11 protein-coding genes are annotated in these 16163 nt (G+C 52.7%); 2 read left to right on the top strand and 9 right to left on the bottom strand.

Going from position 1 to position 16163, the window contains the following annotated elements:
- Positions 1-9: 9 nt before the first annotated feature.
- The 8 genes from ACYVH9_RS21315 to ACYVH9_RS21350 all read right to left on the bottom strand — a co-directional run bounded on the left by ACYVH9_RS21315 (position 10) and on the right by ACYVH9_RS21350 (position 11611).
- Positions 10-1305, bottom strand: a complete 1296-nt coding sequence (locus ACYVH9_RS21315; protein WP_460638423.1) for an MFS transporter — start codon at positions 1303-1305, stop codon at positions 10-12.
- An 87-nt stretch (positions 1306-1392) separates the two neighbouring features.
- Complete coding sequence (locus ACYVH9_RS21320; protein ID WP_460638424.1) at positions 1393-2040, bottom strand: bifunctional 4-hydroxy-2-oxoglutarate aldolase/2-dehydro-3-deoxy-phosphogluconate aldolase; 648 nt, start codon at positions 2038-2040, stop codon at positions 1393-1395.
- Between the two features lie 13 nt (positions 2041-2053).
- Positions 2054-3052: a 2-dehydro-3-deoxygalactonokinase gene (locus ACYVH9_RS21325; protein ID WP_460638425.1), complete on the bottom strand. Its 999-nt coding sequence runs from the start codon at positions 3050-3052 to the stop codon at positions 2054-2056.
- A 44-nt stretch (positions 3053-3096) separates the two neighbouring features.
- Positions 3097-4329 carry a galactonate dehydratase gene (gene dgoD, locus ACYVH9_RS21330; protein WP_460638426.1) on the bottom strand — a complete coding sequence of 411 codons (1233 nt, stop codon included), beginning with the start codon at positions 4327-4329 and terminating at the stop codon, positions 3097-3099.
- Positions 4330-4449: 120 nt separating this feature from the next.
- Complete coding sequence (locus ACYVH9_RS21335) at positions 4450-5997, bottom strand: SusD/RagB family nutrient-binding outer membrane lipoprotein (protein ID WP_460638427.1); 1548 nt, start codon at positions 5995-5997, stop codon at positions 4450-4452.
- Positions 5998-6029: 32 nt separating this feature from the next.
- A complete protein-coding gene (locus ACYVH9_RS21340; protein WP_460638428.1) occupies positions 6030-9164 on the bottom strand; it encodes a SusC/RagA family TonB-linked outer membrane protein in 3135 nt (1044 codons plus the stop codon).
- 94 nt (positions 9165-9258) lie between these two features.
- On the bottom strand, positions 9259-10500 hold the full coding sequence (locus ACYVH9_RS21345; protein ID WP_460638429.1) for a mandelate racemase/muconate lactonizing enzyme family protein: 1242 nt from the start codon (positions 10498-10500) through the stop codon (positions 9259-9261).
- A 73-nt stretch (positions 10501-10573) separates the two neighbouring features.
- On the bottom strand, positions 10574-11611 hold the full coding sequence (locus ACYVH9_RS21350) for a LacI family DNA-binding transcriptional regulator (protein WP_460638430.1): 1038 nt from the start codon (positions 11609-11611) through the stop codon (positions 10574-10576).
- A gap of 427 nt (positions 11612-12038) precedes the next feature.
- Here ACYVH9_RS21350 and ACYVH9_RS21355 point away from each other — a divergent pair, with 427 nt between their 5' ends.
- Both ACYVH9_RS21355 and ACYVH9_RS21360 read left to right on the top strand, forming a co-directional pair.
- Positions 12039-14288: a xanthine dehydrogenase family protein molybdopterin-binding subunit gene (locus ACYVH9_RS21355; RefSeq protein ID WP_460638431.1), complete on the top strand. Its 2250-nt coding sequence runs from the start codon at positions 12039-12041 to the stop codon at positions 14286-14288.
- 141 nt (positions 14289-14429) lie between these two features.
- Positions 14430-15260, top strand: a complete 831-nt coding sequence (locus tag ACYVH9_RS21360; RefSeq protein WP_460638432.1) for a hypothetical protein — start codon at positions 14430-14432, stop codon at positions 15258-15260.
- Between the two features lie 14 nt (positions 15261-15274).
- On the opposite strand, the gene ACYVH9_RS21365 is transcribed toward ACYVH9_RS21360, so the two are convergent.
- Positions 15275-16120, bottom strand: coding sequence for a hypothetical protein (locus ACYVH9_RS21365; protein ID WP_460638433.1), 846 nt, complete (start codon positions 16118-16120; stop codon positions 15275-15277).
- Positions 16121-16163: the final 43 nt, after the last annotated feature.

Raw genomic sequence — 16163 nt, forward strand, 5'->3', positions numbered from 1 at the left:
TAACGCGTGTTAGGTCAACTGGTTCAGCTCAACCGCTTTCGGGTTTCGGGTCAAAAGATGAATAATCACCCAAACCGTCAAATACGTGAATCCGCAAATGGTGAAGAGCAGGTTGTAGCCGCCCGCTAAATTATCAGCGGCTTTGTAAGAATCCAGCAGATAGCCCACGAGCATCGGAAAAAAAATGCCACCGACGGCCCCGGCCATTCCACCAAGACCGACAACCGAACTGACCGCCTGTTTCGGGAACAGGTCGGATGCGATGGTAAAGACATTGGTGGCCCAGGCCTGATGCACCGCCACGGCCAGGCTGATCAGCGCTACAACCATCCAGACGTTGGTGGCAAACTGCGCCAGAATGATGGAAATTTCGAGAAAGGCGAACACCAACAAAACGGTTTTCCGGGCTTTTAACGTGGGCCAGCCGCGTTTGATCAGGGCCGATGAGAAATACCCTCCGCCAATACTGCCGACGGTGGTAGCGATGTAAATGATCAGCAGTTCCACGCTCACCTTCTTTAGATCGAGTTGGTAAGCCGACGAAAAATAGGAGGGGAGCCAGAACAGAAAAAACCAGAATATCGGGTCGATGAAGGCCTTTCCAACGATAAATGCCCAGGTCTGCGGCAGGGTAAATAACTTAAACCAGTTGATTGAAAGCCGGTTTTGGGCTTCGGAAGTTTCCTGATCCTGCCCGCTGGTAATCAGGTTCAGTTCGGCGGTGGTGAGCCGTTTCTGTTTTGTTGGCACATCGTAAAAAATGAGCCAGATGATCAGCCAGACAAATCCCAGCGCGCCCGTAATCCAGAATACCTCCTGCCAGCCGTAATTCCTTAAAATCCAGGGAACGAGCATGAGTGCGGCCACCACGCCAACGCTGGTTCCGGAGTTGAACAGGCCGGTTGCCAGCGCGCGCTCTTTTTTCGGAAACCATTCCGCTACGGTTTTGACAGCCGCCGGGAAGTTACCGGCTTCACCCAGTCCTAAGCCCAGTCGGGCTAGTGCAAATCCGGACGCACTGCGGGCCACCGCGTGAAGCATGCCAGCCACACTCCAGAACACAATCGTAATGGCGTAGCCCAACTTCGTGCCGGTTTTATCAATCATCCAGCCCGACAACGCCAGGCCAATGGCGTAGGCCGCCGTAAACGCCATCACAATCTGGGCGTAATCCGTTTCTGACCAGTTGAATTCTTTTTCAAGGATCGGTTTTAATAAACCGATGATCTGGCGGTCGAGGTAGTTGATCGTCGTGGCAACAAACACTAAGGCAACGACGAACCAGCGGTAGTAAGGTATTTTCACAAGGTTACAGTCTTAAGGAGGAAAAGAGTGATTGGCGCGGCAGACCGGTCAGGTCAGGTCTTGAAAATCTGAACGGTCTGGGAAATTTTACGATGAAACGGTCTTAATCTGTTGGACAAAGGCCTGGAAATGCTGCCGTAAACCGTCCCAATCCTGGTTTTTAAGGCGTGTTTTGTCAAAAAGCTGCCCGCCAATACCAAGTCCGTCGGCTCCGGCGCGTAGAAATTCCGCCATGTTGGCGAGACCGACTCCGCCGGTAGGTAAAAGCTTGACCTGATTCAACGGTGATTTAACTTCTTTGAGGTAATTGGCTCCCAGCGAAGCGGCCGGAAACACCTTGACCATTGGCGCACCGAGCGACCAGGCGCGGTAAATTTCGGAAGGTGTAAACGCACCCGGAAAGATCGGAATACCCCGCTCTACGCACCGTTTGATTACCGTTTCATTCAGAATGGGCGTCACGATGAACTGCGCCCCGGCGGCCAGTGCCCGGTCCAGCTCCTGTTCGGTACAGACGGTTCCGGCACCGATGTTCAAGTCGCCCGGTTCCTGTTCCGTCGCGGATCGGATCAGCTGCTCGGCCCCGGGCGTATTCATGGTTATTTCCAGGGTGGTCAGTCCGGCTTCCCGGTAAATTGGCAGTAGGGACAGAACATCTTCAACGGCCAGATTACGAATGATTCCGATGATCGGAACCTGCTTGAATAACGTCCACGAAAAGGTAGGTTGACTCATTCGAATGCGGGTGTTACACGTTTAAGTTTGAATGCTGAAACAGAATCGTTTGGCCAACAAAAGCCGCTTTGTCAATCACATCCGCCGGAATGGTCGTCGTCCGGTCGGTAAGCTGTAAGGTTTCAATGGCTTGTTCGTAAAACGGAAACAAGTTGGAGCCGCTGCATAGAACGAGTTTCCAGTGTTCTTTTTCCTGCAGTATTTTCAGCTCGGCTCCCACCAATAAACCACTCAGGTAGTAGGCGTTTTCCTGCTTTTTTCGTTTGTCGAACAGCTGGTTGGTCCGAACCGTAAACAGGCGGTTGAGCAGGGGCGAATCCGCTTCGGAAATACCGGCCTGAAAAGCCGACAGGTTCTGACCGGTTAGCTCACGGAGGTGACTAAGGTCAACGGAATCTTTCAGAATGCTTTGTGAGGCCATCAGGTTGAACACCTCGCCCGTCATGTACGTCTCGAAATTGACCAGCTGCCCGCCCTGCACATACATGTGTTTGGAGTGCGTGCCCGGAAAAATAAAAATGGCGTCGCTGGGCCGTTTGCCTTCCGAATCCAGCAGGGCCGCCAAACCGATGAGCTGGGTTTCTTCGCCCCGCATGACATCCTCCGTACTCTTCACCCCCGAAATCAGAAGCAGCTCGTGCGGAAACGATTCAAGGGCTTCAAAATGCCGCACGCTGGCCTGGCTTCCATCAATGGAAAAAGGGAGCGTAGCATACGGTATTTCGGCCATGCCGATGGAGGAGGAGGCCATTCCGGACACCACAACGGGCACTTTGTCCAGCAGAACCGAAGTTTGCCGGGCCAGGATGGCAAGTTGTTTTTTTAGTGCCTGGCGGAAAAATTCGTCGCGCGAAATACCATGATTTTCCCCGGTTTTTTTCCAGGCATCGAAGAGATGGGCGATTCCCTGCTGCGAAACCACTTCATCAACCAGCCGATAATTGGAACTGTCGATCAGCCGAAGCCGGAAGGAAGAGGTCCCCCAGTCGCAGCACAGTAGATAATGGATCATTTAAATTAGTTAGGTTTTGTTTGCGGTGAAAACCGTGGGTTTCATTACCAATCGACAACTGAACCGTCCAGGGCATTATACGTTTCTGGGTTTTTCCAGTCGTGGCCGATTTTGTCTTTGAGCTGGGCTTCGTCCAGTTCAATGCCGAGACCCGGTCCTTTCGGAACCAGCACCGTACCGTCTTTTTCCAGCTTGAACGGTTTTTTAAGATAGCCTTCGCCCAGCGATACCTGTTCCTGCACCAGAAAATTGGGGACGCTGGCGGCCAGATGAAGCCCCACCGCGAGTGAAATCGGTCCCATCGGATTGTGGGGCGCAATCGGCACGTAATAGGCTTCGGCCATGCCCGCAATGATGCGACCTTCGGTGATGCCGCCCGCGTGGCACAGGTCCGGCTGGATAATGCTGGCGGCCCGTTTTTCCAGGATTTCCCGGAATCCCCACTTTGTAAAAATCCGTTCGCCGGTTGCAATGGGCAGGTGCGTTCCGCGGGCAATGTCGACCAGCACATCCACATTCTGCGCCTGGACGGGCTCTTCCACAAACATCGGTTTATACGGCTCCAGCTCCTTGATCAGCAGTTTGGATGTTTGCGGTGAAATGGCTCCGTGGAAATCGATGGCTATGTCCATGTCCGGCCCTCCGGCTTCCCGCAGCGAGGCAAAGTTATCGATTGCGTACTGGATGAACTTGGGGTTTTCAACAATATTGGCCGGATTCTTTTTGGCCACCCCGGTTTTAATGACCGTATAACCTTCGGCCTTGCGTTTTTTCATGTCTTCGGCATTGCCCGCCCGGCCATAAATCCGGACACGGTCGCGGGTGGGGCCGCCGAGCAGTTCATATACCGGTACGTTCAGCAGCTTGCCTTTGATATCCCACAAGGCGTGGTCGATGCCGCTCAGGGCGCTGGTCAGGATGGGGCCGCCCCGGTAAAATGCGTGGCGATAAATGGCCTGCCAATGGTGAACGATGGCCCGCGGATCTTTGCCAATCAGGTACGGTTCTACTTCCTTGATGGCGGTTTGAATGGTCAGCGCCCGGCCTTCCAGCAGCGGTTCGCCCAGGCCCACAACGCCGACATCGGTGTGGATTTTCAGGAAAATCCAGCGGGGCTTGACCAGAAAGGTTTCCAGTTTGGTAATTTTTACTTTGCTATAATCCCGAAACTGGCCGGGATTGTGCGCATAAGAGGTTTCGGGTAACGTCAGTAGATTGGCTCCTGCCACACCCAGAACTGACTGGATGACCGTGCGTCGGGATACGGTTGATTTCATTTTTCTGAGGATTTAGGTTTGGTTATTTCGCAGAGTAAAGCGGAGGTTTCTTACGTTGAGCCGAGGCTCCGTTAACCTCCTTAAAACTCCGCTTAACTCCGCGATACAGCTCATACATCTCTATTTCTTATCCCACCAGACGCGGGTGCTTAAGGTGTTGGCTCCCTGCCGGGCAATCGCTTCGTTGACATTCTGCTGGTTAACAATGGTTTCGCTGTCGGGATACGGGATTCGGCGGATGAAGTCTTCGGTGATTTCGGAGGCCGGATACGGGTTCTTGGTCAAAGCCGGAAAGCCGCTTCGGCGGAAGTTAGCAAACAGCTCGGGACCGTTCAGGAAAGAGGCCACCCAGTATTGCGTGTTGATCTGCTCCAGCGCCCTGGCCGTTGCGAACGGGTGCGCTGTCAGGTACGCCTGGATGGCGGCTTCGGGAATGGCAGCCGCGGGGTCATAAGCAGCCATCTGTTCCATATTGGCCCGAACTCCTTTGGTGTAAAAATCCGCGGCACTCCCCGTAATCCAGCCGCGCTGGGCGGCTTCGGCCAGGAGCAGCTGCGTTTGCGCGTAGGTGACGTGAAATTCCGGTGCGTCGAGTTTCAAAACCGTATTCAGATTCACCTGCGAAAAATCCCAGAGGCTGGCAACACCATACTGCGTCAGTACTGCCGGAACCGAGATCGTGACGTTGTCGTAGCCCATGGGCATACCAATCTGCACACTCGGCTCGGTCGACGCCCGGGAAGCCACCTGTTCCGGCCCGCCTTTGGCCCCGACGTACCGCACCGCGATTGATTTCAGGCGCGGATCGTTGTTGGTTTTGAGGTAGTTGACAAAGGGTGCGGCCAGGTAAAAGTTGGTTTTTTCACGGGCCTGCAAATGGTTGGCAATCCAGTTGTTATACAAAGCCGTGTGGCGCATCACCGCGTTGTCGTCGTTGGATTGCATGACGCCCCCGGCCACGGCTTTCGTAACGTAACTCCGGGCGGTTGTAGGATCTACTTTGGTTAAGCGCATGCCCGCCCGCAGCATCAGCGAATACCCAAACCGTTTCCATTTCGCAATATTACCACCGTACAGGATATCGGTCGTCTCCACGGCTTTGGTGGCATCCAGCCCCGCCGAGGCCTCCTCCAGTTCCTTCAGTATATCCGCATAAATGGCCTGCTGGGTGTCGTATTTCGGCGCGGTGATTTCGCTGATGTAGCCTTTGGCCGCTTCGGTATACGGAATGTCACCGTACGTATCCGTCAGGATCATGAACGAATACGCTTTCCAGATCCGGGCCATGTGGTACAGGTTGGTGCGGTTGGCGTCGTCTTTGGTCTTATCCACCACATCCACAATCTGCTTCAGTACGTTTCGGTAGAAATTCTGCCAGACAAGTGGCGTGTTGCTCACATTGTTCTGGTTGTAATTTGCTCCGGCCAGCGAACTGCCGTAGGGCGTGATGATCTGCTGCACGATGCCGAATTCGTAGGTCAGCATTTGCAGCGTGCCAAAACCGTCGAGGTAGGTTGCGTCAATGATGGCCTTGTTCATCACAAAGGACGGCGAAAGCGTTGTCGGATCGACCTTGTTGGTGTTGATTTCGTCGAATCGGTCGTCGCAGCCGGAGAGCAGACAGAGCGATGTCAGCAAGCCGAACAGGTATTTTCCTTTCGTTTTCATGGCTAAGTTGTCTTTAGGAAATGGTCAGCGGCTTAAAATTTGAGATTCAGGTTGAAACCCATGCTCCGGGTGGGCGGCAAACTGGGCCAGAAATCCAGACCCGTTGCATTGTCCGATGCGTTGTTGACCATTTCGGGGTCCATGTTTTCGGTCCATTTTTTCAGCACCGCGACATTGTTGGCCACGGCGTTCAGGCGGATGCCCTTGATGAAGAAATTCTGGGGCAGGAGCTTCGTAAAATCGTAGCCGAGTGTAATCTGCCGCAACTTCCAGAAACCGGCATTGTAGATAAAATCTTCGTAAATCCCGAGCACGTTTGGGGTTTCGTAGAACGGCTGAATCGGCGAGCGGGTGGTGTTGATTTCGCCGTCTGGATTGACGCCCACGCCCACCACATACCCTTGTTCACGACCCACCAGCGTTTTTTTGTGCAAACCGTGCCGCAGGTAGTTCATGTTCTGTCCGCCAATCATTTTGTGGCCCAGTTTAAAGTCGATTAGGGTAGTCAGCGTAATGCCTTTGAAACTGAAGGTGTTGGTAATGCCACCGAAATACCGGGGCAGTGCACTGCCAACGTTCACGGGCGTGTTGTTGCGCAGGGGTCGACCACTTCCCTTATCGAACACCTGACGCCCCTGATCGTCGCGCAGGTAGTTGAAGGTAAATAACTGACCGATCGGTTTGCCAACCACTTGCCGGAGCGTGCTGCCGCCCGAACCTCCCACGGTAATCATGGTATCAGCGGGAGAGAGGCCCAGCGTCAGGACTTCGGACGTGTTATAGGATACGTTGGCGCTGATATCCCACTGAAAAGCCGCCGTTTGCACCGGTGTTCCCGTTACGAGCAGTTCAACGCCTTTGTTCATGCTCTTGCCAACGTTGATCAGTTTGTTGGTATACGACGACGCGTCTGAGATCTGGGTGGCCAGAATCTGATCCTCCGTCACTTTCCGGTAATACGTGAAATCCAGTCCCAGGCGGTTATTGAAAAACTTCAGCTCGGCCCCAACCTCGGCTTCCGAAACCCGCAACGGACGCAGGCTGCGGTTGGGCACCGATGAGGCATTGATACCGCCCACCGGCACCAACTGGCCGGCTGGTGTCGGAAAGTTGTTGTTGTTGACCGCGTAGAACAGCGCGTTGGAATAAGGACTCACGTTGTCGTCGCCAACCTGGGCGTAAGCCGCCCGGATTTTGCCAAATGTCAGCCAGGTGGGAAGGTTGGAGAAGGCTTGCGAGAACACGAAACTTCCGGTGATGGACGGATACAGAATGCTGCGGTTTTCGGGTGAGAGCGTCGAGAACCAGTCGTTGCGGGCAGTGGCATTCAGGTACAGAAACTCTTTGTACGAAAGCGTCACAGCCGCGTACAAAGAGTTGATTTTCCGTTCAGACAAGCTATACAACGGGTTTTTGACCCGGCCATTCATGACAGTATACAGGCCCGGCTGCACGAAATCCTGAACCGTCACGCTGTTGTAATCCATCCGTACAATCCGTTGGTTTCCACCGAAGGTAGCATCAATGCCAACATCACCAAAGGTATGGTTCGCGCCCAGAATGAAATCGTAATTCCGTTCGACAAACTGGCGCACGTCCTGCGTGTATGAGCCGTTGACGTACCCGGCGGGGGCTTTGGCAATCGGTGCGTACCCGTTCGGAATGTTGTAATCCTGGCTCCGGGTGTAGAGATCCTGCGCGAGCCGTCCCTGCAAATACAGCCACTTGGTAAACTGGTATTTCAGGGCGACGTTCCCGAAAAGCCGGTCGCGTTTGATGTTTTCGAAGTGATAGTATGCGGAGTAATACGGATTGTTGCGCACCAGAAACCGCGAAAACACGAACTCATCGCCGTTGGGCATCACCTGGTGTTCTTTCAGGGCATCGAGCGGCATGGAGTTGGCGAGTGTCATAATTACCGTCGGGATGGCAAAGTCCTGGGTGTTGAGCTGGGCCGGATTGCGGTTGTATTCGTTGGAGTAATTGATGTTTCCGCTTGCTACCAGGTTTTTGTTGATGTTCTGCGAAAAGCCCAGATTGATCGTTTTGCGGTTAAAATCCGAATTGGGCGTGATGGCTTTGTTATCGGTGTTGGCAAAAGACAAACTGAAGCCGCCGTTTTCCCCGTTGTTCGAAACCGTCAGGGTGTTGGTGAAATTGGTGCCGACGTTGTAAAATTTCCGAACGCGGTTGCGTACGGGTTCGTAGGGATACGTGTCGCCGTCGAACAGCACCTGCGTCATACCTGGCTGAAATTTTTCACCGAAACTCCATACCCCCGAAGTTGGATACGGTGTAGTGGGCCGCACCCCGCCTTCGCCCTGCCCGTACTCGTACTGAAAATCGGTAAAATCCAGGGGCGTGTCGGTGGTGAAGTTCGTATTGTATTCCACGCCAAACCCTTTGCCCGCGCCCCGGCTTTTGGTGGTGATCATGACTACGCCGTCTTTGGCCCGCGAACCGTAAAGGGCGGCCGCCGTGGCTCCTTTCAAAACCGTCATCGTCTCGATATCGTCGGGGTTGATGCTGGAAAGTCCATCACCACCGTCTGAGCTGTTGGCCGCGCGGTTGCCGAAATTGCCGCCCAGGGCATAGTTGGAGTTGTCGACCGGAACGCCGTTAATGACGATTAGCGGGTTGTTCTGACCACTGAACGACGACTGCCCCCGGATGCGGATTTTGGAGCTTCCGGCTGGCCCGGTCGACATGGTAGAAATGTTGACACCGGCCATTTTGCCCTGCAAACCCGACATCAGATTCGGACTCCGGTTGGTCGAAATCTGGTCGGCATTGACCGTAGCGGTGGCGTAGCCCAGCGTTTTGGATTCCCGCTTTATCCCGAGCGCTGTGACCACCACTTCGTCCAGACTTTTCGTGTCCTCGGCCAGCTGAACGTTAATAACCGAGCGCCCGTTGACCGGAACAGTCTGGCTGACATAGCTGATGTAGGAGAACACCAGCGAAGCATCCGCCGGAACGTTAATAGCGTAATTTCCTTCTGCATCGGCCACGGTTCCGGTTGTTGTACCATTAACAAGAACGTTCACGCCGGGCAGCGCTTTGTTGTCTGGTCCGGTTACCTTACCAGTAACGCGGTTGTTCTGGGCAAAGCCGTAACCCTGCCCCAGCAGTAGGAGCAGGATTAAGAGTTTAACAGGTTTTTTCATGGGTATGGTTTAGGAAATGAGTTGAGAGTTAAGAGCGATGAGTTAAGCAATCTCCGCTTTGGCAGAACGCGGCAGCCAACTCACCACTCTTAACTTACCAATTGTGAATGGAGCCATCCGGGGCTTTCAGGATCGGGTGCGGAAACTTCGTGTTGGACGTAACTTCCAGGACGAACGTTGCTTTTTTGGGGTCAAATTTGACGCCCAGACCCGGTTCCGGATTAAGGTAGAGCTTGCCGTTGTTAAACCGTACGAAATCATCGTTGAAGTAGGGCGGTCGTTCGGGTTCGCCCCCGCCCAGTTCCATCAGCGCGCGGGCCGGGCTGCTCGAACCCAGCACGTGAACCAGCGTCGCCGTGGCGAGCGGTCCCGTAAAGTGCGGAATCATGCCGACGTAATGGGTCTCGCACATCGAAGCCAGCTTTTTGAATTCAGAAATGCCGCCGGTGTTGGGAACCGTGAAGCGGGTGTAGTCAATCAGGCGTTGCTCAATGAAGTTGTTGCTGTCCCAGCGGTCGCCAAACTGTTCGCCCACGGCAATGGGCACCGTGGTCATCTGCCGCACGGTTTTGTACACATCCGGGTTTTCGGAGCGAACAATGTCTTCGATAAAATACGGTTCCAGCGATTCGAGGGCTTTACAGATTTTGACGCCCTCGGTCAAATCAAAGCGGGTGTGCAGGTCGATGGCCCAGTTGCCGTTTCCGCCAACAGCCGCATCGATGCGTTTGCACAGCTCAATGGTTTTTCGGGCATTCTGGTAAAAGTCAAACGGTTCGGCGCCGTTGCCCCCTGTGGGGCCGATGCGGTAGGAGCGCAAACCGGCTTTGAGGCAATCCTGGGCGCGTTCTTCTTCCGTTTTGGCTTTCGACGCCCGGAAACCGGTGGCGTAACATTCTACGTAATCGCGGGTAGCCCCGCCCAGCAGTTCATACACTGGTACGCCCAGCGCCTTGCCTTTGATGTCCCAGAGTGCCATGTCCAGAGCGCCCTGGGCGTGCAATTTTTCCCGGCCCGGCGGATAGAACATGCCCCGGTAGAGGTTCTGCCAGATGTGCTCAATGCGGAACGGGTTTTCACCGATCATCATCTGGGCGCATTGTTCAATCATATCTTTGGAGCCGCCTTCGCCAATGCCGATGATACCGCCGTCGGTTTCGATCTCGACAATGCCGCGGGCCTGATTGAACAAAGGTTTGTTGTAACCCGGCGCGGCATAATACCGAATTTTGGTGATCTTCAGCTTGGGTACAGCCGCTTCACTGACCAACGGGAAGCCTGTCAGGAGGGCTCCGGACCCCAGTACCGCAGATTTCAGAAAACTTCTTCGTACCATAAATCAAGAGGTAAATTTATCAGGAAAAGAGTTGGTGTTTAAACGATTAAGCAGGGATGCAAAATAATAAAACTCAAGTCACTGTTACGTTGGGTCGGGATGAATCTCTGACCATCAATTTGGCATCCATCAATACCTGTTTTCGTTTCGTATCTGTATTTGTTAAGTTTTCAACGAGAATCTCAACGGCGGTTTTGCCCAACTGCTCCATGGGTTGAAGCACATACGTGATGGGGCAGTAGTACAAGTCAAAAGCTTCAGCCTGGCCGAAACTCACAATGGCTACATCATCGGGCACCTTCAAGCCCAGGGAGTTGATGTACTTCAAACCGGTAATAGCCAGCCGGTACGTCGCAAAAATGAGGGCATCAATCCGGAACTCGGAAGCCAGCATTTCGTCGATACCAATCTTTATTTCCTTCTCGATAGCATCGAATTCCACTTCTTTCAGCCATTCCGCACGAAGCGGAATCTGGTGAGTTTCCAGGGCGGCCCGGTAGCCACGGATTCGCTCCTGCATATGGAATAGCTTCGATTTATAAGCAATCAATCCAATGTGTTTGTACCCGTTCTGGATCAGGTGAGTACCCGCATCCAATGAGGCTCTGTAGCTGTTGAGCGATACATAATCGGTTGGCAGATTCGGAAAATGCCGGTCGAGCAACACAAATGGTACGTTTTTATCAAGCAGGTATTGAATCTGTTCTTCCGAATCCTCCGACGAGACGATGATAAAACCGTCTACCTGGCGATTGAGGAATACACTGATCAAATCCCAGGATTTGTCGGCCTTTTCATCGGAACTGCCAATCAGAACCGTATAACCGTGCTTTTTAGCTTCATCTTCAACAATTCGGGCAATATTGGCAAAAAACGGGTTTGAAATATCGGCGATAATCAACCCGATGGTTTGCGTTTTACCACTGCGCAGGCTTTTCGCCAGGTAGTTGGGCTTGTAATTCAACTCCTGCGCTATCTGTTTGATTTTTTGCGCGATCTCATGCCCAACCCGGCTTTCCTTTTCTTTTCCATTTAATACGTAGGAGACTAATGCCGTAGAAACCTGTGCCTTCTCGGCAATATCCTTCAGGGAAATTTTTTTCTTATTCATACCAGTATTGGGTATTTCAAAAGTATGTTTAAACGATTAAACAAGCAATGAAATAGTATATTTTTTTTATTTAATTATGTTATTTATGTTTTGTGTGAAAAATAAGCCGTGAAATTTTATGTTTTTAAAAAAGGGATTCTGGCAGAAAGTGGGTAAAATGCTCCAGCAAAGAGAATAAGCGTTGAAAGGGGGCTGCTAAACCTGTACATTTCCGTTGATTCTGAATGGAAAAGCAGTCCTTACGAAATAGGGTTCCAGCAATTCTGGAGGCTAAAACGTATGAAACCGTTCCTGCATGGCTAGGGGAACCAACCTTATCGATTTGATGAAACGGAGTCGTGTAAGCGACGTTAATAAATTGAAACTAGTGCCGAACGCCATCGTCCACGCGCTGAAACAAGCCGCAGCTATTTCTTAAACGAGCTTTATGGCAAACGTATTTTTGAAGTCACCGGATGATAAACCTTCGCTGGATCGCGTCGATGGGCGATTGAAGGTTACCGGTGCCGCCACCTATTCCGCCGAATACCGCCTGGACCAGCTGGCCCACGCCGTGCTGGTGACCAGCACCATTGCCAAAGGGCGTATCCTAACCCTTACTACACAACAGGCCGAAAAGGCAGCCGGGGTCCTGGCGGTTCTGAGCCATCTCAATTCGCCGGGTGTACCCGCTTACGGTTCGGTAAAACAACCCGCTGAACGGGCAACGGTCGGCACCGCTTTTCGTGTGTTTTATGATTCCTTCATCTACTTCAGCGGGCAACCCGTAGCGTTAGTCATTGCCAACACACCCGAGCAGGCGCAGTACGCGGCTACCCTGGTGCGTGTTGATTATGAGGGTGATACGCATCAAACGGATTTCGACGCCAACCAGGCAAACGCCGTTTTGCCCGGTAGTGTCCGACGTAACCAAACATCGCCTTTCCAGGATTATGATCGGGGTAATCCGGCAGTCATTCAAACGGCTGATGTTCGGCTGGATGTTTCGTACATCGTACCGACGCAGCACCACCAGCCCCTGGAGCCGCACGCCATTGTAGCGGCATGGGAAACAGAAGATCGACTGACGGTTTACGATAAAAATCAGGGCGTTAAGTCCGTGCAGGGCAACCTAGCCAATGCGTTCAAAATACCCCGTGAGAATGTAAAAGTGATTTCACCGTTTATTGGCGGGGCGTTCGGGTCGGGCATTCGGGTGTGGCCTCATACCGTAGCGGCTGTGCTGGCCGCAAAAAAAGTGAAGCGGCCTGTTAAGCTGGTGTTGGGCCGGGAACAAATGTTTACGTCGGTGGGCTACCGTCCGTATACGGTGCAGAAGCTCACGCTGGGCGCGAGCAAAACCGGAAAGCTCCTCTCGCTGACACACGAAGGGATTGGTCAGACCTCTACGTACGAAGAGCATTTGGAACGAACGGTTCTGGCCACGCGGGTTATGTACGCCTGTCCGCACGTGTCAACGCGCTACCGGTTACTCCCTCTGGACGTTAATACCCCAACCTGGATGCGGGGGCCGGGCGATGCCACGGGCATGTTTGCGCTGGAGTCGGCGCTCGATGAACTGGCTTTTGCGCTCAACCTGGATCCGTTGGAATTGCGTTTGCTGAATCACGCTGATGCGGACCCGGAGCGGAACCTGCCCTGGTCAGCCAAGTTTCTGAAGGAGTGTTACCAACTGGGTGCTGATCGGTTTGGCTGGAAAAACCGTCGGCTCAAGCCACGTTCTATGCACAAGGACGGGATGATGGTGGGCTACGGGATGGCTTCCAGTTTGTACGGTTTTCATCGTCATCCTTCCAAAGCCAGAGTTGTTCTGCGGGCCGACGGTTCTGTGGTGGTGCAGAGTGCCACGATGGACATTGGGCCCGGTACCGGAACGGCACTGATCCGGATAACCTCTCAGGTCCTGGGGATCGACCCGAAGAAAATTCAGTGCGATCTGGGCGACTCTTCGCTGCCTGATGCGCCCGGCCAAAATGGTTCGGCCACCATCACGAGTGTTGGGTCGGCTGTGCACATCGCCTGTGAAGCGCTCAAACTAAAACTGCTCACGCTGGGAGCCACCATGCCCGGTAGTATTTTAGCGAATCGACACCCCGAGACTGTGAAGACAAAAAACGGACGATTTTTTTCGGTCGATGAGCCAAATCGGAACGTCTTGTTTACCGATATTTTGAAACACCATCAATTGCCTCAGGTGGAAGTAACGGAAGAAGCGAAGCCGGGCGCCGAACGGGATCGGCATTCGATGTACTCCTTTGGGTGTCATTTTGTGGAGGTGCACGTGAGCCCGGTGACGGGCGAGGTGCGGGTGAAACGGGTCGTCACCTGCGCGGATGTGGGTACTATTATTAATCACAAAACTGCCCGCAGCCAATCCATCGGAGGGGTAGTCGGCGGCATTGGCATGGCGCTGATGGAGGAATCGGTGATGGATCACCGCTACGGGTGTTACGTAACCAGCGATTTGGCGAACTATCACATTCCGGTAAACGCCGATGTTCCGTCCATCGATGTTTTATACGTTGATCAGCCGGATCAATTTGTCAATCCGATTGGGGCGAAGGGGTTGGGCGAGATTGCCATTGTTGGGGTGGCGGCTGCGGTGGCCAATGCGGTTTTTCATGCTACCGGCAAGCGGATTCGGGATTTACCCATTACACCGGATAAAGTCCTTTGAATGACCGTTGGATTGATCCCATCGGAAAAGATGATTTTCAGATAACGGTTTGGGCGTTTCATACAAATCAAGATAGCTGAACCGGGCAATGGATGTAGGTTTGCCGCGAGAAATCGCAATCAAACCACCCATTTTTCATCCATGAAAAAAGTTCAGAAGTTTTTGGTGTTCAGTTTTTTAGCGCTGGTTCTAACAAACTGCAAGAAGTCGGAAGTTGATCCGCCAGAGCCGTCTGATGCGCAGTGCAAGCTGACCGCTATTCAGGCGCAAAGCGGAGACAAAGACGAATTCCAGTATAATTCGGCGGGGTTGATTAGCAAACGCACCCTGACGCTGCGCGGATCGGGTAGTTCGGTATCGGTGTACGAGTATACGTATCAATACAATGCTAGCAACCAGGTAGTTAGTGCTTCCATTCTGTTGAATGGGAAAGTGCCGGACCATGTTACGGATGAGTGGACGGGAAACCGGATGGAATTCAAATGGACTAACGGAAAGCTGACCGAAGTGAAAGATTTGCTCGGAGCCGAAACCCTTTATACCACTACTGTCCGGTACGACAACCAGGGCCGCATCACCCGCTTTGCCGGTATGCCCGCTGATCCGCAGGAATTTCCTTACGAAAAAGTATACACCTATGAAGCAAACGGGAAGGTCAAATTTGAGTTCATCGAAAACGATTTGAAAGTTGGCTACGACGAAATCGAGTACGATAATGCCATCCGTAGCACCGAGTCTTTACTGATGACCCACGGGTTGCCATTTGATCACCATCGCCAGATACCGTGGAAAAGCAACGTCCTGAAATCCGTTAAGAGCTACGATCTGGATCAGGCGGGTACTTTTCGGTTGGCCCGTGATTATCAGGTGACGAAGGTGGACAAAAACCGTCACAACCTTGCAATCGCCCAGACCATTGATGAAGAGGGTAAACAGCGGTCGTACACGTTTACCTTGTCGGATTGCGAGTGAGCTGCCAGTTTAATTTACTCATCTTGCTCCAACGGTTTGTAAGTTTTTCGGTGTGAAAATTGATATTGAAGCCCAAGCTGGAACATAAAACCGTTGGCAGCGCCAACGGCCCGGGTTTTATAGGGAACCATTTCGCCATACGGTTCAACGGTCGTATCCATCCAGACAATTTCTTTTTGACTGAAAACCCGTTTCACCGATAAATTAGCCCCCAGTCGGCGACCCAATTTCCAGTGCAGATCAAGCCCGGCCAGGCCAATCAAAAATGATTCTTTATTACCAGTATGCGTCGTAGAGGTAACGGTGCGCGGTGTGCCGTTTGAGCCGATATTTGTTAGCGTTGAGACACTGCTGGGGTTGAAACGTATTCCGCTGCTTTCCCAGATCAACCCCATTCCTGCTGACGCCCGGAGCTCAAACCGTTTTCCTGGTTGCCAGACCGTATATCGGAAAATTAGTGGTATGTGGGCATACGTAATTCGTCGGCTCTGGCCAATGCCCGTCGCGTACATCTCGTTGACCGGCTCAAACGGAAAACGGTAACCGGTGGCTACGGGAAGATTCAAAATACCGGTTTCCAGCTCCCAGCGCTCACGGTGGTAGCCGATTGCCAGCCCAAAAGTGGTGTTGAACAAATTGCCGGGATAAGTTTTCGTAAACCGGCTGTGCCCCTGAAGCGTTGATTGGTTCTGGAACTGGCCCCAAATTGGTTTGAGATAATAATAACTGGCTATGGGTTTGAACGTATTGATCAGGCTGTCGGCCCCGCTCCACTGGGCTTTGGCGGGTGTAAGGAAGAAATAAATACCCAGGAAGATACTCAGCTGGAGCAGCTTGCAGTGGATTTTTACAAAAGCCATTTTCGAGGGAATCAGCAGACGGTAAATGGACTGGACCCTACCC

The organism is Larkinella harenae (assembly GCF_054780515.1).